At 67.9% G+C, this 18,624-nt stretch carries 18 protein-coding genes; 6 read left to right on the top strand and 12 right to left on the bottom strand.

Features of this window, described 5'->3' with window-relative positions:
- Window positions 1-11: 11 nt before the first annotated feature.
- Complete coding sequence (locus D7Y04_RS11765; protein WP_233601382.1) at window positions 12-1,115, bottom strand: hypothetical protein; 1,104 nt, start codon at window positions 1,113-1,115, stop codon at window positions 12-14.
- A 520-nt stretch (window positions 1,116-1,635) separates the two neighbouring features.
- On the opposite strand from D7Y04_RS11765, the gene D7Y04_RS11760 reads away from it, so the two are divergent.
- Window positions 1,636-2,343, top strand: coding sequence for a hypothetical protein (locus tag D7Y04_RS11760; RefSeq protein WP_121759377.1), 708 nt, complete (start codon window positions 1,636-1,638; stop codon window positions 2,341-2,343).
- A 2-nt stretch (window positions 2,344-2,345) separates the two neighbouring features.
- Window positions 2,346-2,717, top strand: coding sequence for a hypothetical protein (locus D7Y04_RS11755; RefSeq protein ID WP_120597669.1), 372 nt, complete (start codon window positions 2,346-2,348; stop codon window positions 2,715-2,717).
- Window positions 2,718-2,744: 27 nt separating this feature from the next.
- Here the strand turns inward: D7Y04_RS11755 and D7Y04_RS11750 are convergent, their stop codons facing one another.
- Both D7Y04_RS11750 and D7Y04_RS11745 read right to left on the bottom strand, forming a co-directional pair.
- Entirely contained in the window at window positions 2,745-2,987 is a 243-nt protein-coding gene (locus tag D7Y04_RS11750; RefSeq protein WP_158627495.1) for a nuclear transport factor 2 family protein, read from the bottom strand.
- Window positions 2,988-3,184: 197 nt separating this feature from the next.
- Complete coding sequence (locus D7Y04_RS11745; RefSeq protein ID WP_121759375.1) at window positions 3,185-3,793, bottom strand: TetR/AcrR family transcriptional regulator; 609 nt, start codon at window positions 3,791-3,793, stop codon at window positions 3,185-3,187.
- 117 nt (window positions 3,794-3,910) lie between these two features.
- Between D7Y04_RS11745 and D7Y04_RS11740 the strand changes: the two genes are divergently transcribed.
- Entirely contained in the window at window positions 3,911-5,104 is a 1,194-nt protein-coding gene (locus D7Y04_RS11740) for a macrolide family glycosyltransferase (RefSeq protein ID WP_121759374.1), read from the top strand.
- Between the two features lie 64 nt (window positions 5,105-5,168).
- Here D7Y04_RS11740 and D7Y04_RS11735 read toward each other — a convergent pair whose 3' ends face one another.
- Window positions 5,169-5,543: an MYXO-CTERM sorting domain-containing protein gene (locus D7Y04_RS11735; RefSeq protein ID WP_158627494.1), complete on the bottom strand. Its 375-nt coding sequence runs from the start codon at window positions 5,541-5,543 to the stop codon at window positions 5,169-5,171.
- On the opposite strand from D7Y04_RS11735, the gene D7Y04_RS44410 reads away from it, so the two are divergent.
- A complete protein-coding gene (locus D7Y04_RS44410) occupies window positions 5,497-5,742 on the top strand; it encodes a hypothetical protein (RefSeq protein ID WP_171806263.1) in 246 nt (81 codons plus the stop codon). The genes D7Y04_RS11735 and D7Y04_RS44410 overlap by 47 nt on opposite strands.
- An 18-nt stretch (window positions 5,743-5,760) precedes the next feature.
- Here the strand turns inward: D7Y04_RS44410 and D7Y04_RS11730 are convergent, their stop codons facing one another.
- From D7Y04_RS11730 to D7Y04_RS11705, 8 genes are all read right to left on the bottom strand, one after another.
- On the bottom strand, window positions 5,761-6,159 hold the full coding sequence (locus D7Y04_RS11730) for a DUF4259 domain-containing protein (RefSeq protein WP_121759372.1): 399 nt from the start codon (window positions 6,157-6,159) through the stop codon (window positions 5,761-5,763).
- Between the two features lie 14 nt (window positions 6,160-6,173).
- Complete coding sequence (locus D7Y04_RS11725; RefSeq protein WP_121759371.1) at window positions 6,174-10,313, bottom strand: DUF6531 domain-containing protein; 4,140 nt, start codon at window positions 10,311-10,313, stop codon at window positions 6,174-6,176.
- Between the two features lie 13 nt (window positions 10,314-10,326).
- Complete coding sequence (locus D7Y04_RS11720) at window positions 10,327-11,739, bottom strand: tetratricopeptide repeat protein (protein ID WP_147477089.1); 1,413 nt, start codon at window positions 11,737-11,739, stop codon at window positions 10,327-10,329.
- 29 nt (window positions 11,740-11,768) lie between these two features.
- The gene (locus D7Y04_RS11715; RefSeq protein ID WP_147477088.1) at window positions 11,769-14,369 is read right to left on the bottom strand and encodes a type VI secretion system Vgr family protein; all 2,601 of its coding nucleotides are present in this window, start codon (window positions 14,367-14,369) and stop codon (window positions 11,769-11,771) included.
- A 162-nt stretch (window positions 14,370-14,531) separates the two neighbouring features.
- A complete protein-coding gene (locus tag D7Y04_RS45095) occupies window positions 14,532-14,813 on the bottom strand; it encodes a hypothetical protein (RefSeq protein ID WP_171806262.1) in 282 nt (93 codons plus the stop codon).
- A complete protein-coding gene (locus D7Y04_RS46735; RefSeq protein ID WP_366928047.1) occupies window positions 14,761-15,150 on the bottom strand; it encodes a transposase in 390 nt (129 codons plus the stop codon). The genes D7Y04_RS45095 and D7Y04_RS46735 overlap by 53 nt, the downstream gene beginning before the upstream one ends.
- Window positions 15,151-15,346: 196 nt before the next feature.
- Window positions 15,347-16,330, bottom strand: a complete 984-nt coding sequence (locus D7Y04_RS46730; protein WP_366928048.1) for an ISL3 family transposase — start codon at window positions 16,328-16,330, stop codon at window positions 15,347-15,349.
- A 179-nt stretch (window positions 16,331-16,509) separates the two neighbouring features.
- A complete protein-coding gene (locus tag D7Y04_RS11705) occupies window positions 16,510-17,289 on the bottom strand; it encodes a DUF1801 domain-containing protein (protein ID WP_121759368.1) in 780 nt (259 codons plus the stop codon).
- A gap of 123 nt (window positions 17,290-17,412) precedes the next feature.
- On the opposite strand from D7Y04_RS11705, the gene D7Y04_RS11700 reads away from it, so the two are divergent.
- Together D7Y04_RS11700 and D7Y04_RS11695 are read left to right on the top strand one after the other, a co-directional pair.
- A complete protein-coding gene (locus D7Y04_RS11700) occupies window positions 17,413-17,781 on the top strand; it encodes a hypothetical protein (protein ID WP_120593963.1) in 369 nt (122 codons plus the stop codon).
- 71 nt (window positions 17,782-17,852) lie between these two features.
- Window positions 17,853-18,611 carry a 2OG-Fe(II) oxygenase gene (locus D7Y04_RS11695; protein WP_120593964.1) on the top strand — a complete coding sequence of 253 codons (759 nt, stop codon included), beginning with the start codon at window positions 17,853-17,855 and terminating at the stop codon, window positions 18,609-18,611.
- Window positions 18,612-18,624: the final 13 nt, after the last annotated feature.

The following is an 18,624-nucleotide window of genomic DNA, read 5'->3' as shown; positions in this document are numbered from 1 at the left end:
CCCTCCCCCACCTACTGCAAAGCCTGTTCGGACAGCATCCGCACGTTGAGCGCGCCGTTGGCGAAGAACTGACTGTTCTGGCCCACGCGATGCTGCTCCAGCCGGCGCTGGAGGTTGACGTCGTAACGGCCCAGCTTCATCAGCCCGTCGTTGAACCAGCCATCCCCCGGCCCGGTGCCATCCACGAACTCCGCATACACCTTGGGCGAGGGCCAGATGACGGTGTTGAGCGTCGCGACGAACCTGCGGATGTCCGCGTCCGTCCACTCCATGCCCGCGTCGTGGGCCTCGACGATGAAGGCCAGCACGTTGTTCGCGTGCGCCACATCCTGGCCGGGCTGGGCGTTGGTGTCCCACTTGTCGTTCCAGAACCAGGCCGCCGGGTGGTCGGGGTTGGGCGCGATCTTGTCGCGCAGCGAGGACGGGAAGTTGGGCATGCCGTGGTTGATGTTGCTGAAGACCTCCAGGTAGCGGGCCTTCCGCTGCGGGTCGGTGGTCATCCGCGACAGGTCCATGGCGATGAAGGCCCAGTGCGCGGCCATGTGCGTGCGGTTGCGGTAGACGAAGTCGTTTGCCCCGCGCAGGAACCACTTGTCGAAGATGTTCCGCTCCGTGAACGCCAGCAGCCGGTCGTACTGCCTGCGGTAGTTGCCAGAGCCGTAGAGGTCCGGCGTCTCGCGGATGATGCGCAGCATGCGCGTCACGTAGCGCCAGCAATAGCTCTCATAGAGCGGCACCTCCTGCCCGGAGGGGGACGTCAGGGTCGAGGTCCAGCCCAGGTATCCGTCCTTGAACTGGCTTTGGGGAAGCGCCGAGGAGACGCGGGCGGAGGCCACCAGGTTGTTGACGTAGAGCAGGGCCCGGTCCAGGTACGCCCGCTTTCCGGTGGCCCGGTACATCGCGGTGTTGGCGTCCAGGCCGTAGGCGAGGTTGTAGAAGTCCCAGCTGTCGCGTGAGTTGCTCCAGGGCAGGAAGGTCTGCATGTGCTCGCGGCCCCACTCCTCCACGAACATCCCCTCCCAGACCGCGACGGGGCGAAGTCCCGCGGGAGTCGGAGGCAGCGTGGGGGGCGTCGGGGGAAGCGCCTCCTCTTCGGGGGCGGACGCAGGCTCCATGGGAAGGGCCTGAACTTCAGGGGACTCGATCCGGCCCACGGCCTCACATGCACTGCACAGCAGCAGCGAGAGCATCAACACCGGGAGACGGAGCAACCGAGAACGGCACAAGCAGCGGGGGTTTGACATCGGGGGGTCCTCGCTTCAGGTCGATGTGGCCTGAAAGGGTATGGGCGCGAGCGGACCCTCCCAATGCCCCCCAGGGAATGGCCGCCCATCCAGGATCGGACCCCCGCGTGCCCTGGACGCTTGCCTCCTTCCATCGTGCCGTCTGGGATTGGACAGACGAAGTGTCCAGCCCCGGCCGCGCACGCCAGGGCAGGTTCGAAAGTCGAGACAGCCTCTTGATCAACAGCGATATCGCGGCACCGAAAAATTTCGTGCCCGCTGTCGCCGGAATGCGCGTGGAGTACCTCTCCGGACACAGCGGAGGCGGGCCACGCGCCTGGATGTGATCGCCCTCGGGTGGTCCGGGTCAGGGAGTGGCTGGAGCGTGCCCGTCTCCAGGGAGACCCTCACCATGTCACACAGGAATCTGGCCCCTCTGGCCACGGCGCTGCTGTTCCTGGCCGCCAGCACGGCCGAGGCGAAGCAGTGGAGATACGCGGGAATGCACCCGCGCACCGGGCAGCCCGGGGACGGGCTGTGCCACCTCGAATCCATGCACGTGCACTCCGCCGCGCCGTTGTACGCGGACACGCTCTACCGCACGCGCGACAACGTCTACGTCTTCATCGGCGACCCCACGCCCTTTGGCTACGAGGGCCCCCGGCACTCCTACTACGGGCACCATCCGGTGGTGCTCAACGTGCTCGTCGACATCCAGGTGGACGTGGACGTGGTGGAGTACTGCTATCACGACGGGCCGCACTACCACGCCTACGAGCCACCGCCGCGCCAGGAGTTCGTGGACAAGGAGGACGTCCACTACTACGCCGGTGAGTACCCCGAGGCGTACCAGCGGGAGAACCCGAAGCGGGTGCGGGTCAACACGGTCTATCGCGGCTGGAACGTGCCGCGTCCGGTGGTGACGTTCGCGCCGCCGCCCCAGTACCACGGCCCCATCATCCAGGTGGGCGTGAACGTGGACGTGGACGTGAAGGTCGGAGGCAGGCCGCCTCCGCCCTCTCGCGAGGTCATCATCATCCGGGAGGACGACGATGATGACCACCACCATGGCCATGGCAAACACAAGAAGCACAAACACAAGCACAAGGGGTGGGACTGAGCATGCGGCGCATGGGCTTCGTGCTGGGAGCGATGCTGCTGACGGGTTGCTCCAGCAATGTGAACGAGGTGCTGGACGCATGGAGGGCGGCGGGTGAGTCGCCCTCCGGTTTCACCGACGTCGGCGAGAAGCTGCCCGGCGGCAGGTGTCACGCCGGAAAGGTGAGCGGCCTCGAGGCCACGGTGTGCCACTTCAATGGCGCGGAGCAGGCCAGGAAAGCGGAGGAGGCCGGCTGGGCGCTCATCGGCGACGCCGTCGGCTCCACGGTGGTCTCGGGCAAGTGGGTGCTCGTCGTCGCCGACCCTCGCAAGGAGGACCCGAGCGGGCGGCGCATGAACGCGCTGGTGAAGGCGTACCAGCAGAAGACGCGCTGACGGGGGCGCGGGACCCGGCAGGGGACCTCAGCGGCCCACGGGGAAGACCGTGCCCGGCACGGGCTCCGTATCCGCGTAGTGCGCGACGAAGCGCCGGTGCGTGAAGCGCCAGCGCCCGTCGCCGGTGTTCACGAGCTCGTTGAAGTAGGTCCCCGCGACACGCATCGACGAGCCGTCTTCGAAGCGCCCCCATTCCTGCATCGACGTTCGTGCCTTTGCATGACGGGCGTCGATGCGCTCGATCTGGATGCGGCCGCCCCAGGACCGCATGCACTGGTGGTTCCAGCACATGGCCGCCCTGGTGGCCTCGGGCATCGGCACCATCACCGCCGCCCTGGTGGTGAACGCCAGGCACGTCGGCGTCGAGGGCCTTCAGCTCGCGAGCTTCCTGGGGCCCACGGTGGTGGGACTGAACCTGTGGAGGCGCTACTACCGTCAGCGCTTCGCCCGGAAGGCCCCAGGCCCCGCTAGCGGCCCTTGGGCAGGGGCCGCAGCGCGGCAATCACCAGGTCCACCACGGTGTCTGCGTACGCGCTCGTGAGGGGCGCGGTGCGAAGCAACCACCGATGGAAGAGCGGTCCGACGAGCAGCTCCACCGCGACGTCCAGGTCCACCCCCTTCGCGACCTGGCCTGCTTGCTGTGCCGAGCGCAGCCGCTCCTGAATCGCCCTCAAGTGGGGCCGCAGCACGGCCTCCACGAACTGCTGGGCCAGCGCGGGGTCCGACTGGGACTCGGCGGTGAGCGCCCGCGAGGGCAGCTCGAAGCGCGGATCCGTGAGCTCTTGCACCGTGGCGCGCAGCACCACCCTCAGGTCGGCCTTGAGGTTGCCGGTGTCTGGCAGCGCCGCGGGCTGGTTGCCGCCGCTCAGCTCCACGAACGCGTCCAGCACCACCGCCCCCTTGGAGGGCCACCACCGGTAGATGGTCTGCTTGCCCACCCCCGCGCGCGCCGCGATCGCCTCGACCGTCAGACGCGCATAGCCCACCTCTCCAACGAGCTCGACGGCGGCCGTGAGGATGGCCTGGCGGGAGCGTTCACTGCGGCGGGACGGTTCCGGGGTCTTCGGGTCAGCCATCGGCCGCCAGCCTACCAGCAAACGAGACGGACCGTCTCGTCTTGACATTCATCCACTTCCGGCGGACCTTGTCGAAACGAGACGGTTCGTCTCGCCAACTTTCGTCAGGAGAGAGCCATGTCTCGCCGTGCCCACATCGCGATGGTCAGCATCCCCGCCCATGGCCACGTCAACCCGAGCCTGGAGCTCATCCGGGAGCTGGTGTCCCGAGGCCACCGGGTGACGTACGCCAACGACGCGGCCTTCGCGGAACCCATCTCCCGCACGGGCGCCGAGCTTCGCCCCTACCGCTCCCTGCTCCCCCGCGAAGGAGCACCGGATACACGCTGGCCTGATGACCTGGTGGGACAGCTGGACATGTTCCTCGATGACGCCATGTCCATGCTTCCGCAGCTGCGCGCGACCTATGAGCACGACCGGCCGGATCTCTTCCTCTACGACATCGGCTGTTCCACGGCGCGAATCCTCGGAGAGAACTGGGGCATTCCCGCGGTCCAGCTCTCACCCTCCTCCGTCGCCTGGGAGGGCTACGAGCAGGACATGGCCGCGATGGTGGAGATGCTGCGCACCGAGCCGCGCGCCGTGGCGCATTACCAGCGCTACTCCGCCTGGCTGAAGGAGTGCGGCGTGGCGGAGACCGACGCCATGCTCTTCGTCGGGAAGCCTGCGCGCGGGCTGGTGCTCATTCCTCGCGCGCTCCAACCCCAGGCGGACCGGGTGGACCGAAAGCGCTTCTCCTTCGTGGGGCCGTGCTTCGGGGATCGCTCGGCACAGGGCTCGTGGCAGCGTCCCGCGGGCGCGCGGAAGGTGCTGCTGGTGTCGCTCGGCTCGACCTTCACCCGCCAGCCCGGATTCTACCGTGCGTGCCTCGCTGCTTTTGGTGGGCTTCCCGGCTGGCACATCGTGCTGCAGATCGGCAAGCACGTGGTGCTGGAGGATCTGGGAGCAATCCCAGACAACGTGGAGGTCCACCGCTGGGTGCCACAGCTGGCGGTGCTCGAACAGGCAGATGCGTTCATCACCCACGCGGGCATGGGAGGCTCGCAGGAGGGCCTGTACTGCGGGGTGCCCATGATTGCCGTGCCCCAGGCGACGGACCAGTTCGCCAATGCCGACCAGCTCGTCGCGCTCGGCATCGCGAGGCGGATCGACACGGATGACGCCACGCCCGATGCGTTGCGCTCCGCGCTGCTTCAGCTCACGGAGGACCCAGCCGTCGCGACGCGGCTCGCAGCCCTTCGGGAGGAGCTGCGAGCGGAGGCTGGAGCCGCGCGCGCGGCGGAGCTGCTGGAGAAGGAGTTCCGCCTGTAGGTGAACCCGGGGTGCCCGCCGGAACGGGCCAGGGCATCCCAGGTCCGCACCACTCGGATGGCGCTCAGGAGATGGAGCGCCGCCGGGCCGCCATCGCGCCGAGGAGCCCCAGCAGCCCCCAGACAGCGCTCACGGGCACACCACTGCCCGCCGCGCATCCGCACCCCGTGCCCCCTGGCTCCGGGATGGGCGGGACACCCGCGTCTGGCTTCGTCCCCGCGTCCGACTCCGTCCCTGCGTCCGGCTCCGCACCTGCGTCGAGCTCCATCCCCGCGTCCGGCTCCGTCCCTGCATCCGGCTCCGTCCCTGCATCCGGCTCCGTCCCTGCATCCGGCTCCGTCCCCGCATCGAAAGGGGACGGGTTCACGGTCACCGACACCTGGAAATCGCAAGTGGCGCGGTTGCCCGCAGCGTCCTCGGCCGTGACGGTGACGGGCATCGTCCCGGGCGGGAACGTGCTGCCCGAGGTCCGCGCCCTCCTCCAGTCCCTGGACCAACGCACCCAGGACTACGTGAGCTACGAGTACGCCCTGCTCTGCGCCTGGCTCCAACTGCCCGAACTGCCCGAACTGCCCGGCACCGAGCGCACGGCCCTCGAGAAGCGCCGCAAGCACATCGAGAGCAACGTGGGACCGTGAGGCGCGTGTCGGGGCGAGCTATCGGGCGTGCTCTCTCTGAGCCGCCGCGAGGACTCGTTCGAAGGTCGTCTGGATGACCTTGCGTCGACGCCGCTTGAAATCGGGTTTGGGATTCAACTGGTCGATGTAGCCATCCCAGACCCGAAGATAGTCTTCCCGCCACTTCTCTATCGTCGCGGGCGGCGGCAACTCCATCCCCGGCGCGGTCTTCGACTCTGACGACTTCCCGAGGCTCTCGGCGAGGCATGCGATGATTTCCAGATTCGAAATCATTGCGACGCCGTCGTACTCGTCAGGGGCCATCAGCGCCTCGTCCCTCACGGTGTCGGCGATCTGCTGCAACAGCGGCCTGACGACGCCGACCAGATGCTCACCCGCGGTGTCGTTCTCGAAATTCCCGAAACCCCACGTCCCCATGTGCTCAGTTCCTCCTACCGACAGGTTACGCGCCGCTTGCTCACTGTCACGCCGTGCCGTTCGATGAGGCCTTCCGCATGGGCCACCTTGTTGGCCCCCTGGATGGAGTCACCATTCAGCATCGTGAATCCCGCGGCCACCTGCCGCTGGTACTGCTGGGCTTCGAAGTACCGCAGGATGTTGTTCCGCTCGCTCGCCGACAGCCCTTCCGGCATGTTGACGCGCATGTACTGCACGACGGTGCCCTCCATCCCGAGGAGCTGCTGTGCTTTCGGATGTCCCGAGACGCTGGAGACGCGGGTGGCCATCCCCTGTGAGCCGATTCCCGCGCTGCCGACGTACGACTGGCCCGTCGCTTGGTTCGTGATGATGTAGACGCCCGGCACATCCGGGAGCCCCGCAGGCGCGGGAATCCAGCCGAGCGGGTCCATGCCCGTGACAGGGTCGCTGGGATAGGAGAACAGGTTCGTGTTTCCGAGCAACCCGATGGGGTCTCGGGACAGAAACCGGCCCTGCTCGGGGTCGAACATGCGGAACCGGTTGTAGTAGAGCCCCGTCTCCTCATCCTCGTATTGCCCCGGCCAACGCCAGGGGCAGTCGCGAGCCTCGCCTACCTCCACGCGCGCGACACCGAAGACGTCGAGCTGCATCTTCCACGCGAGCTCGCCGACTTCGTCATACATCTCCGTGGGAACCCCGAGGAAATCGGAGGCGATGTTCCAGCGACGGCCCCCCTGCTCCTTCGCAATCGGCTGGAAGGTGTCGGGTTCGAAGTGCCACGTCACCAGCCCCTGCCCGCTGTCCATCTCGTGCACGACGACGTGCCCATCCCAGGTGAAGGTGGTCTCCGCCGTGACGACGCCTTCGGGGCTCACCACCCGCCGGGCGGTCCTTCGCGCCAGGGGATCATACTCGAAGGAGACCTTGGTCCGGTCTGGCCTCGAGACCTCCTTGAGCATCCCATGCCCGTTCCATTCGTAGCACCAGGTGCCATCCGGTCCGATACGCTGGATCTGGTTGCCCTCCGCATCGTGGGTGTACCGGTACGCGCCCGACTGCTCCAGGCGTCCCCCCTTGCCGTAGTGGCGGTCTGCCCGGTCAGCGGTCCGGTAGACGTTGCCGACCGCGTCCATCGCCCGCTCGACGACTGCGTCGGGGCGACGCTCGCGAATGAGCCGGCCACGGGCGTCATGGTCATGGACCCGAGCCCCCCGACTCGCGTCGACGATCTCCGCGAGCTGATCCTCGCCTCGCCAATGATACGTGAGCGCATCAAGCTCTCGCGGCGCTCGCCCCGTTTTCGGCCCTCCTGCTCGCGGGGGCCCATCACGCCGGACGGTCCTTCGGCCCAGCGGCCGGCCCGCCGGGTCGCGCTCCCATTCGACGTCAACGCCGCTCTTGAAGCACCGCGCCTCCTCAAGACCGAACCCATCCCGCGCGAAGCACACATCCGCCACGCCCTCGAAGTCCTCGGCGTGCCCGAAGAACAGCGCCTCGACGCTCCCCGAGGCGTCACGAGCGATGGCCTGACGCGCGCCGAGCGAGGTGGTCATCTCGGTCCGCGCGCCGTCCAGTCCGTAGGTCGACCGGACTTCACGGCCGGCGACCCGCTCCATCGTCACCCGTCCCATGGCGTCGCGCTCGAACTCGACCTTCGTCGACTCGTTCTCGGCGAGGACCATGAGGCCCCCCAGGTCATAGCCATAGCGAGCGAAGGTGCCATCCGCGTGCGTCACCTCGACCAGTCGCCCGACGGCGTCGTAGCGGTGCTCGCTAGTGTGATGGTTCGGCGACAGCGTCTTCGTGATTCGCCCGGCGGCGTCCCGCAGGAAGACGTGTCTGCTCCCATCGAAGCCGACCTCCTCCCGAACCCGGCCCATCGCATCGAGGATGAACGCGTATCGCTCGCCGGCCTCGTTCACCATCCCGCTCAGCCGACCCTCCGTGTCGTACTCGAAGGACTGGCGCGTGTCGCCCTCGTCCCGCCAGACCACTCGATGGTAATGGCCATAACCCATGCGAACGTGTCGAGTGGTGTCCTTGACCTCCACGAGATTGCCTTCGGCGTCGTAGACCATGCGCAGGGTCACCGTCGTCGCGCTCTGCGCCTCGACGACCCGCCCCTCGGTGTCGTGCCGATATCTGAGCACTCCCTCGCGGACGTTCTTCACCCGGACGAGCCGCCCCAGGTTGTCGGCCTGGTAGTGCTGCACCGCGCCCGTCGGCAGGTGGACGGCGGCGATGTTCCGCTGCGCGTCGTAGTCGATGTCGACACGGCGCCCGGGCGCCGCCTCGGTCCATCTCAGCATCCCCTGCTCCCACCCAAACCTGGAGCGCTGGCCCGAAGGCGTGGAGTACTCCACCAGCCGGCCTTCCCGACTGTAGGACCAACGCCATTCACCTCCGCGCGCATCAAGGGCCCGGACCGGCAGGTCTCCTTGGTACTCGAGCCGGAGCGCGCCTCCGTCGGGCCTGATGACCTCGACGAGGTTTCCTCGCGAATCGTAGCGCTTCGTCGTCCTCGCGCCGGAGGGGTCCTCGGTGAGCGTCTCACCACCCGTGTCCGGGTCGTAGTCGTGACGGGTCACCCCTCCGTGTGCATCCGTCACGGACTCGACCTGGTTGCGGAGGTTGAAGGCATACACCGTCGTGGCGCCCAACGAGTCGCTGACGACCGTCTTCTTGTTCCTGACGTCGTAGTCGATCTCGTGGTCGTGGATTCCGCCGTCTCCCCACGTCCTGATGCACCGCGAGAGCGAGCCGCGCCCATCGTATTGGAAGTAGAAGGACAGCCCCGCCCGGTCCGTCTCCTGCACCAGCAGGTGGCCCTCATACTGATAACGCCAGGCGTGCCCCTCCGCGTCGCGCACCTCGACCAAGTCTCCCCGCACGTCATAGCGGTACTCGCGATGCTTGTACCAACCCTTCTCCCGGGAGAGCGGGAGCTTCAGCGCGGTCAGCCGATCATTCCCGTCGTGCTCGAAGCCGATGAGTCGACCAGCGCTGTCCCGGACCCACTCCAATCGCCCATGCCGGTCATAGGACAAGCCAATCTGGTGGTGCCCATCCCGCGAGCGGATGCGCACCAGCCGCGCGCGGCGGGCTCCATCACCTTCGACCGGTGCGAATTCGTGGATGCGTCCGTTCGCATGCTCGACCTCGAAGCGATCCCTCCCGATGCACCGCAAGGTCATCTTGTGGATGACGCGCTCCAACGCATCCCCCGGCCGCATCACGCGCGTCGGCAGGTCCCACGTGAGGAACTCGACCTCGCGTCCGTCCCCACACCGCACGACGACTCGACCGCGTTCCGCCCAGAGCGACTCATCGAGGGTGTGGGCCCAACCGAACCCGAGGGCGCGGGACTGAGCAGACCCCGCCGATTCGTAGACCCGCTCCAGCACCAGCGGGAGCGGGCCCGGCAACTCGACCTCCGTCACGTCGGTGAAAAGATTGCCCGTCACGACGTCGACCGGGTGACCCGTGACGAAGCGGACCGTTCGAGACCACATCTGGCGCCAGCGCGAGGCATTGGCCGGTGGATGGCAGCCCCCCAGGCGCTGACTCAGGCGGCGCATGAAGTTCGACGCGCGGATGCGCCGGAACAGACGCGCCCCCGCCCTCGCCAGCGCCCCCAGGCCCTTCATGATGAGCGCCATCGCGATGGCATTCAGGTCCGGGACCATGGGGTTGAGATTGAGCACCGGCATCCCCTTGGGAACGGCCAGCACCACGCTCGTCGGAAGACGGACCGGGTCGCTGCAGCTCAGCGCGATGTCCCCGAGCCTCACCCCCAGCGACCCGGCCAGCGTGACGTCCTTGGATCCGAAGTAGAGCTCGGCGTCTCCCTCCGCCACTGGCTTGCCCGCCGTCACCAGCAGCACGCCGGGCGCCGAGACGTGCGGCAGGGTCAGCATGTTGGTGACGTTCGTGCCGCAGTTCGTGGCGGGAAGCGAATTGACGGCGACGACGCCAGGCCCTCCTCCCGTGGCCATGCCAATGGCGGCCCCCAGCGCCAGGCCGAACGGGTCGAAGACCATCCCCACGAAGGGCATGGGGATGGGCGTCGGAACCGGCCCGGCGGGGGTCGGAATGGCGACCAGATGGATGTCCTGGCCCAGAACCAGGTCGAAGAAAGTGCTCTGGATGGGCATCGTGCGGCCTCTCTCACTTCGACTTCGGCGAAGCCGACGGCGGCGCCGTCGAAAGAGCCTCGAGCACCAAGGCTTGCGCCTCGAGTGACTCGGCTTGCTGACGGAGGCCGTGCTTGCGACAGACCACCGCGAGTGCCTGGGCAGCCTCCTTGGCCGTCGAGGCCCGCTGAACCTCTGCTCCCGCGTGAGTGGACACGCCGAGGGCGCGCTGGAAAGCGGTGGCGGCCTCCTTGCTCCGTCCTTGAGAGAGCAGGAGCTGGCCGCACATGCGATAGGCCTCGATCGCCATGACCGACGCCCCCGTCCGGGCGCCGAGCTGCCCCGCCTCCGAGTAGGCACTCACGGCGGCGTCGGTCTTCTTGAGGAGCAGCAGACAAGACCCCATGGCGAGCTGCGCCTGCACTCCCAGCTCGTTCAGGTCCGCGTCCAGCGCCCGCGCCTTCGCCCCCCGATAGACCTCCAGGGCCCGGTCCGGACTGCCCCCTTGCAGGACGTATCCCGCCAGGACCAGCTCATTGACCACGGCCTCTCGGCGCAGGCCATGCGCCACGCAGAAGTCCCGGGCCTCTCGCTGCACGCGCACCGCCTCCGCGGTCGCGCCCCCTCGCATGTGGCTGGCGGCTGTCAGCACTAGGACCTTGAGCTTCTGCATCAGATCCACGTCCAGCATCGCCGTGGGCAGACCGTGTGCCGCCGCGGTGGCGGCCAGTGCCTCGGCGCTCGCGGCGGCGACCTTGTGCGGTCGGGGAGGTGGTGTCACCCCGGGGCCCGCCGCGCCCGACCTTCGGGGCCCCGCGGAACCCGGAGGCGCCGTCCGCTGCGCCTCGAGGCTGGCATTCGTTTCGTCCTGCAGAGCAGCCAGGTCGACGCCCGCGTCCACCCGTTCGGCTCGCGCCCCGAGCTTCTCGATGACCTCGGCCGTGTGCGTGGAGTCCACCTCCACCACGATGAAGCGGACACGCTCGAGCTGCCTCACGCCCAGCAGCGTGGTGAGGTCCTGCCGCCACCGCTCGGCGTCCTTGATCCACACCGGCGCCAGGACGACCACGAGCCCGGTCATCGGGGCCCGCATCCCCGCGAGGGCGCGGCCCAGCTCCAACCCGAATCGTGAGAGCGTCGAACGAGAGGCCTGCTCTGGCCAGAGCGGCTCCAAACCACCGGGAGCCTCATCGAGCAGCGTCTGCCAATCCATCCGGAGTTCGTCCGAGCGAAGGCTCCATCCGTCGTCCGCGGACTCCGTGGGCGCCTCGAGCAAGAGGAACGCCGAGCAGTTCTCCGGCAGGCTCTCCGTCGCGAAGACGTGCTCCAGGACCGGAATGCGAAGCAGATCGGTGGTCGTCACGTAGAGCAGCCGCAGCGAGGAGGTCCGCATGAAGAACTCCGCGGCCTCCATCACCTTCTCGAGTGGCTTGGTGAGTGATTCCATCCTCTGGTCCCCCGGGAACACCCGACCTGCTAGTTGATTTTCACCACCCCACCTGAGATTTCGTGCATCGCCACCGCCGACGAGGTGATCTTCGCCCCGGAGCTCGAGACCCCCTGGGGCGACACCTTCACCACGCTGCTGCCCGAGCTCAGGGTGATCTCGGTGCTGCCGGTGATTTCGACGGTGCCGTCCTTTTTGAGCGAGATGCTCGCGTTGCCGCACACGAGGTTCAGCTCGCTCTTGGCAGTCACGTCGATCTTCGAGCCCTCGTACTTCATCGAGCCTGAGCTGTTGTGGATCTCGATGGTCTTCGACTGACCCGAGACGTCGATCTTCCCCTCCAGGGTGATGCTCACCTCGCCCTGGAGGGCCTTCACCTGCGCGTCGCCCTTCATCTCGTACACGCCGGTGACGTGGTCCTTCCGGTAGCCGGTGACGGTCAGGTCGTCATCGCCGTTGATGGTCTCCTGGCGGTTGCCATTGACGGTGAGCTTCTCCTGCGTCTTCACCGTCGCCTCCCGCCCGCCATCCAGCCTCAGCGTCTCCTTCCCGGTGACCCTCTCCGTGCGGGTGGCATTGATGGTGATGTCCTCATCCTTGTCCACCGTCTCGGTCCGCTTGCCCTTGACGGTGGTCGTCTCGTCCTTGTCCACGGACTTGGTGCGCTTGCCCGTCACCGATATCGACTGGTCACCGCCCACCGTCTCCGTCTGGGAGCCGTCCACCGCGTTCGTCTGATTCGCCTTCACCGACGTGGTGTGGTTGTGCAACACCACCTCGTTGAAGTCCTTCTGCGCGTGCAGGAAGATCTCCTCGGAGTCCTTGGCATCCTCGAAGCGCAGCTCGTTGAACCCGTCGCTGTCCTTGGAGCTCGACGTGCGGATGGTGCTGCGCGTCTTGTGCTCGGGCAGCGCATATGGGGGCGAGTTCTTCCCGTTGTAGACGCAGCCCACCACCAGCGGCCGGTCCGGGTCCCCCTCCAGGAAGTCCACCAGCACCTCCATGCCGATGCGCGGCAGGAAGAAGAAGCCCCACCCCAGCCCCGCCCACGCCTGCGCCACCCGCAGGAAGCAGGAGCTCTTCTCGTCCCGCTTCCCCTGCCGGTCCCAATGGAACTGCACCTTGATGCGGCCGTGCTCGTCGGTGTGGATCTCCTCGCTCGACGGCCCCACCACCGTCGCCGTCTGCAACCCCGCCATCCTCGCGCGCGGACGCCGACGCTCAGGCTTGAAGGGCACATCCAGCGGGATGCACTCGAACGTGTTGCGATAGCGCTCACGCCGCTCGCCCGGCGCGCGCAGCGACAACGAGTCCTGGGTCAGCTCCTCGGACGCGTCGCCGTGGTGCTCCACCCGGGTGAGCAGGTACCACTCGTCCAGCGCGGCGTGGCCATGTCCCGTCAGCTCGAACATGTACCCCGGCGTGAAGCCCGTCACATAGCCCTCGCCCAGGCCCCGCTTGCCCTCGGCCTGGAAGGCCTGACGGCGCAGCAGCTCCTGCTTCTGGGCCGGCTCGTACTTGTACTTCTTCTCCCCCACGTCATACGGCCCCAGGAGCGGTGCGGGGTACTCGTAGGACTCGCGCTCCCGGCCCAGCTCATCCTTGCTCCGGGACTCCCGCGTCAAATCGTAGTCCGGGTGCGTCCAGTTGAAGTCCCGCACCACCGTGCTGGTGGTGCGCAGCTGCTGCGAATAGTCGAAGTGGCGAAGACACTCGTCCGAGGCGGTCGCCGCCTCCGGGCCCTTAACCGTGATGGGCGTCCCCATCACCGCCTGACACGCGGGCGACTGCTCGTTCTCCTCGATGAGGACCAGTTCCTCCTGCTCCCCCGAGTGGTCGAAGTAGAAGACGATGCCCTCCTCCTCCATAAGGCGCTGGAGGAAGTCCAGGTCCGACTCCCGGTACTGCACGCAGTACTCGCGCGGCAGGTACTCGCGGTTGAACTCCAGCCGGAAGGGCCGCTCGAAGGGCCGTAGCGCCTGGATGAGCACCTCCTCGAGGATCTCCGGGACGGTCTTCCCCTGGAAGATGCGCTGGTCCTTGCGCAACGACAGCGACCAGAGCGCGGGCACCACGTGCGCGCGCGCGAGCAGATGCCCTGCCTGGGTGCCCAGATGCTCCACCTGGTGGACAATGCCGCACAGGCGGCGCGCGCCCGCCTCATGGGCGATGAGCACCTCCGCCGAGGCGCCGAGCAGCCCATCCACATCCGCGTTCAGGTGCTCGTTCGCCAGGTCCACCCCGCAGGTGTAGAGCTCGCTGAGCCCCTCTCGCGCATGCAGGGCCACCACGCGCCAGCCGGCGCCGGGCGCGGCACTGGATTGGAAGGAGAAGCGCACCTTGTCCAATGGCGCCTGGCCACCGAGGGCCTGGACCATCCCGGACAAGGCCTCCAACCCGCCCACGGCGCCCAGGGCCCCCCGCGCCACGGCCGCGGCCTGCTGGAGGCCCTGGACCTGTTGTGTCGCCTGCTGAACCCCTGGCACCTGCCGCAGGGCATTCTCCAGGGGCTTCAGAGCCTGGACGGGCGGCTCACCGGCTCGAACCTGACGGGCGGCCGTCTCCGCTTCCCGGACTCCCTGCGCTGCCTTTCCGACATGGCGCAGCACGTCGTCTGATGAATCCGACACGCGGCATCCCCCCTGGATTTCGAGAGCCTTTTTCGCCGCCTGTCATATCGCAGCGGGCGCCGGGAAATAAAGGTGGCGCAAGCATTTGCATCTCCCCTCCGCGTCCAGCTCACCCGCAAGGGATTGCACCGCGTCTGCCCAAGGCAACCCATGACGGACTCCTCATGACATGAACAGCTCCGCCTCCCCGTGGACCTGGTCGCCGTAGCCATGGCCGCCCACCACCAGCACCTTGCCCTGGGGCAGCAGCGTGGCCGAGGCGTTCGAGCGGGGCGTCAATACGCCGCTGGTGAGCGACCACTGTCCGGTGGCCGGGGCATACAGCTCGCAAGGCGAGAGGTGGGAGTAGCCCAGTTCCGTGGCTCTCCCGAACTTCGTGTGGACCGTAGGTTCAGACGGTGAGCAGCACTCGACGACGCAGTAGGTCGAAGTTGGCGCGGCCATACATCTGACGTTTGAGAAGCCTGAGCTTCGTGATTTGGCCCTCGGCCTGGGCGTTGCTCCAGGGAGAGGTCAGGGCGGCCCGGACGGCATCACCGTCCTGTTCGAGGCCCTCCGCAAAGGTTTCCACTGCCCGTACCCCGCACACACGAGCCTCGTCCAACCACGCTTCGAAGGGCCCACAAGACCTCGTTGGCCTTGCTCGCTGTGAAACGCCCCGCGAGCGCACGAGTTCGCAGAACCGACGGGTCAATGCGACGACACGTGACGCTTCCTCGTCCTGCTCGATGCGCGCCAATGTCGCGGTCTCAGCGGAGGTCAATTCCGAGGGCCTCTTCACGCCCAACCATGCCAACTGCTTCGGGGAGGAGAGAGCATCGGGGCGCGTGCCTTTCGACCACCAGTTGCCGCCGGGGTCACCGCGTGCCCCTGAGCGAGGCGGAACGGTCCGTCGCACCTGGAGCCAACGGTGGACCTGCCTCGAGGTGCCACGGAAACCCTGGGCCCGAATCTCCCGCCAGAGTTCGCGGGCGTTCTCACACCCCGCGACGTGTCGCCGCGTCAGGTATTCCAGATAAGGGTCGAGGATGCTCGGTCCGGGCACGCGCGCCGCGCGCTCGGGGAAGACTTCGGCGGCTGCGTATTTGCGTACCGTCCCGCGCGCAAGTCCCAGTGTGTGGCTGATTCTCAGCAGAGGCTGCCCGGCCAGGTGACGCCGCCGTACGGCTTCGTATGCGGCGACACGCCGGGAGCGGCTCTCCCCTCGGGCGCGAGCTTCGGCGTGGGTTCGCGAGAAGCTGGTGTGACGACGTGCAGGAGAAGTGTCTGCGCTCGACACGGCTGGTAGCGCTCGAAGGCGGGGGTGAGCGCTGGTCATCCAGCGCTCCATCATTTGCCGTCCAGTCAAGCAGCAAGTGAAAGCGGTCCGCCGCCTGCTGTGCCTCTGGAGCGCCCAGCACCGCCGCTCGTGCGTACTCGGTCGACCGGTCTCTGGCGATGACTTCCACGCCGGGGTGCTGGTGCAGCCAGGCGCTCACAGTGGGAGTCGAGCGGTCTGGCAACACGTCCCGCACGCGGTGCGCTTCCAGGTCGACAAGGATGGAGCCGTAGGTGCGCCCCTTGCGCAGCGCCCAGTCGTCGAGGCCCAGGACGCGAGCAGGGCTGGGCGGAGGCAGCGGAGCGCGACGAATCAGCCGCAGGAGGGTATCGGGACTGGTGGGCATGGCCAGGGGCTTGAGCAGCCTGGCCCCAGCCTCCGCCCCGGCTGTGATTGCAACAGCGCACTGCGCGGTGGCCAGCCGCCGTGTCCGCCGAGCCTGAGCGGCCAGCAGGCGCACCGGCCGCTCCGCGAACGTGCGGCGGGAGCAGTCCGGGTTTCGGCAGCAGAAGCGCCGCACACGCAGCTCGAGTTGCACGACGCGTCCTGCGGCGGGCAGGTCCGCCGGGCGTCGGACGTAGCTGCCATGCACCGCGGTACTGGGCGTCTGGCAGGAGGGACATCGTGCTCCCGTGCCCTCCATGCGCACCCCGAGGACGACACCCGCCGCGCTACCGTGCGCCACCCGGTCCTCCTTACACCCAGGAAGTAGGTACAGCGTTTCCATTCCCAGGCTGTATTCGCCCCGCCGGCAGCTTGCCGCGTCTGCCTACTCCCCAGAGGGGAACCACACGAAGTGCGGGAGAGCCGCCTTGATGGACTCTAGGCAACCCGGGCGAGGACCTTCGACCAGCGCTCGCGCATGGCCTCGCGGACCTCCGCGTCTGGAAGCTTCTCCATGTGCACGTGGAGGGAGGCACCCTTCGCCTTCGGCGTCACCGTGAGCTGCAACGTCGCCGGCTTCTTCCAGCCGTCCGTCTCCCAGGTCATGCGAAGGCGCTGACCGGGCTTCACCACCCGGACTTCGCCTCGCACGCCGGGTGCGCCGCGACGCTTGGGGGCCTCATACCGGCCTCCCGCCTTGGCCTTCAACGTCGCGCCCGGGCCCAGCCAGCGCTCGGGCTGCGTCGTGATCCACTCCCACAGTTCCGGGGCACTCATGGGCAGCGTGCGCACCACGCCCACCTGGAAGCCCTTGGCGGGAGCCTTCTTCGCGGCCGCGGGCTTCTTCGCGCGCGTGGCGATCTCCGCGAGCCGCACCTGCACCAGATTCTTCACCAGCTTCGCCGGGAGCGGTTCGTCCGGAGGAAAGGTCACGCCGCTCTTCGACGTGGTGTAGCCCTCCAGCTCCGACTTCAGCGCCGGCACCACGCTGCCGCTGCCGGGGTAGAAGCCGCAGTTGTTCTTGAAGAACGCGAAGCCCACCACGAGGTTCCCGTCCACCTTGAAGGCGGGCATCTGGTAGCTGATGGTCTCGGTGGCCTTGGGGAGCAGCTTGCGCAGCTGCGTGCGCAAGGCGCTCAAGGTCTTCTTCGCCGCCGGGTCGGATACGGCCGCCAGGTAGGCGTCGATCGTCTGAGGGACTCGAGTCGTCGTCGCCATGGTCTTCGGGCCTCCGGGGCGTTTCGTCCCGGTCGATGTGGAACGAGAATCTTGGATTGTAGGGGACGCTGTGGGTGTGTGGAATATGGGAGCGATGCTCCACGCCCGCTCCAAAGGGGTCCCATGAAGCTCGAGCGCCACGTCGGCGGACTGTCACTTGCGCGCAAGGTGAACTACCTGCGCGCACGCGGCTGGCACGAGGACACGGAAGGCTGGTCGAGCGAGCGTTTCCGCCCCGTCCCCATCGCTCGCGCCCTCCATCACCAGCTCACCGACGACCTCAGCCGGGCGCTGTGTCACATGGGCTGGCAGGTGATGGGCTACTCCCCGCGAGGCTATGTCCAGATGCGCGACGGTGAACGGGGCCAGTCCTGCTCCCTGCCCAAGGCGCTGCGCCTCCAGGCCCGGAGGGAGCGTCGGCCCGTCGCCGAGCTGACGTATGCGTTGTTCCTCGCGGCACTCCTCGAGACCGAAGGCGACGCCCCCGGGTGAGGCAGGAAGAGACGTGCGTTTCGTGCGCATGGCATCATCGGCGGCCAGCAACCCCCAGAGGAAGAGATCCCGTGAGCGTCGCAACCGTCGATGAAGGCCCGTTGCTGGGCCCGAGCTTCTTCCTCAGCCGGACGGCGCTCCGTTCGCTCGGGTTGGCGCATCGCGACACCTACGGCGCCGCCCGGCCCCATCCGCACGTCGTCATCGACGGCTTCCTGGGAGAGCGGCTGGCGACGGAGCTGGCCGGCGTCTTTCCAGGCGCGACCGGGGCCCCCTGGCTGCGCCGTGATCATCCGGAACAGGCGGCCCGCCTGGGACAGCTTCAGCGCAAGGCCTTCGACGGCGTGCACGGCGCGCTCCGGCACCTGCTCGCGGAGTTCTCGGGCATGTCGTTCCTCGACTTCCTGGAGACGATCACCGGCATCAAAGGGCTCATCGCGGATCCGCACTTCCGGGGCGCAGGGCTGCACCTCACGCTGCGTGGGGGCCATCTGGCGCTCCACGCGGACTTCAACCGCGATCGCATGCGTGCGCTCACACGCCGGCTCACGGTCTTGTACTACCTGAACCCGGGCTGGGAGCCCGAGTGGGGCGGCGACCTGGAGCTGTGGAACGCCGACCTCTCCCGGTGCGAGGCCCGCATTGCGCCGGTGCTCGATCGGCTGGTCGTGATGGCGCACGGCGACACCCACTGGCACGGCCACCCCGCCGCGCTGACGTGTCCCGAAGGACGGGGCCGGGCCACGGTCGCGGCCTACTTCTACACGGCGGAGGAATCCCCGGACGCGCCGGAGGCCCACAGCGCCCTCTGGGCGCCGACGCGGCCCTGAGCGGCCAGGGGGT

Origin of the sequence: Corallococcus sp. AB038B (genome assembly GCF_003668955.1) — a bacterium.
Taxonomy (GTDB): Bacteria; Myxococcota; Myxococcia; order Myxococcales; family Myxococcaceae; genus Corallococcus; species Corallococcus exiguus.
The sequence above is the reverse complement of the archived record's forward strand: the minus strand, read 5'-3'. Positions and strand labels throughout refer to the sequence as shown.

Excerpts from the sequence above, each read along its gene's own strand:
- D7Y04_RS11765 (WP_233601382.1), bottom strand. The coding sequence starts at position 1,115 with ATGGAGCCTGCGTCCGCCCCCGAAGAGGAGGCGCTTCCCCCGACGCCC.
- D7Y04_RS11760 (WP_121759377.1), top strand. The coding sequence starts at position 1,636 with ATGTCACACAGGAATCTGGCCCCTCTGGCCACGGCGCTGCTGTTCCTG.
- D7Y04_RS11755 (WP_120597669.1), top strand. The coding sequence starts at position 2,346 with ATGCGGCGCATGGGCTTCGTGCTGGGAGCGATGCTGCTGACGGGTTGC.
- D7Y04_RS11750 (WP_158627495.1), bottom strand. The coding sequence starts at position 2,987 with ATGCGGTCCTGGGGCGGCCGCATCCAGATCGAGCGCATCGACGCCCGT.
- D7Y04_RS11745 (WP_121759375.1), bottom strand. The coding sequence starts at position 3,793 with ATGGCTGACCCGAAGACCCCGGAACCGTCCCGCCGCAGTGAACGCTCC.
- D7Y04_RS11740 (WP_121759374.1), top strand. The coding sequence starts at position 3,911 with ATGTCTCGCCGTGCCCACATCGCGATGGTCAGCATCCCCGCCCATGGC.
- D7Y04_RS11735 (WP_158627494.1), bottom strand. The coding sequence starts at position 5,543 with ATGCCCGTCACCGTCACGGCCGAGGACGCTGCGGGCAACCGCGCCACT.
- D7Y04_RS11730 (WP_121759372.1), bottom strand. The coding sequence starts at position 6,159 with ATGGGGACGTGGGGTTTCGGGAATTTCGAGAACGACACCGCGGGTGAG.
- D7Y04_RS11725 (WP_121759371.1), bottom strand. The coding sequence starts at position 10,313 with ATGCCCATCCAGAGCACTTTCTTCGACCTGGTTCTGGGCCAGGACATC.
- D7Y04_RS11720 (WP_147477089.1), bottom strand. The coding sequence starts at position 11,739 with ATGGAATCACTCACCAAGCCACTCGAGAAGGTGATGGAGGCCGCGGAG.
- D7Y04_RS45095 (WP_171806262.1), bottom strand. The coding sequence starts at position 14,813 with ATGGCCGCGCCAACTTCGACCTACTGCGTCGTCGAGTGCTGCTCACCG.
- D7Y04_RS46730 (WP_366928048.1), bottom strand. The coding sequence starts at position 16,330 with ATGGAGGGCACGGGAGCACGATGTCCCTCCTGCCAGACGCCCAGTACC.
- D7Y04_RS11705 (WP_121759368.1), bottom strand. The coding sequence starts at position 17,289 with ATGGCGACGACGACTCGAGTCCCTCAGACGATCGACGCCTACCTGGCG.
- D7Y04_RS11700 (WP_120593963.1), top strand. The coding sequence starts at position 17,413 with ATGAAGCTCGAGCGCCACGTCGGCGGACTGTCACTTGCGCGCAAGGTG.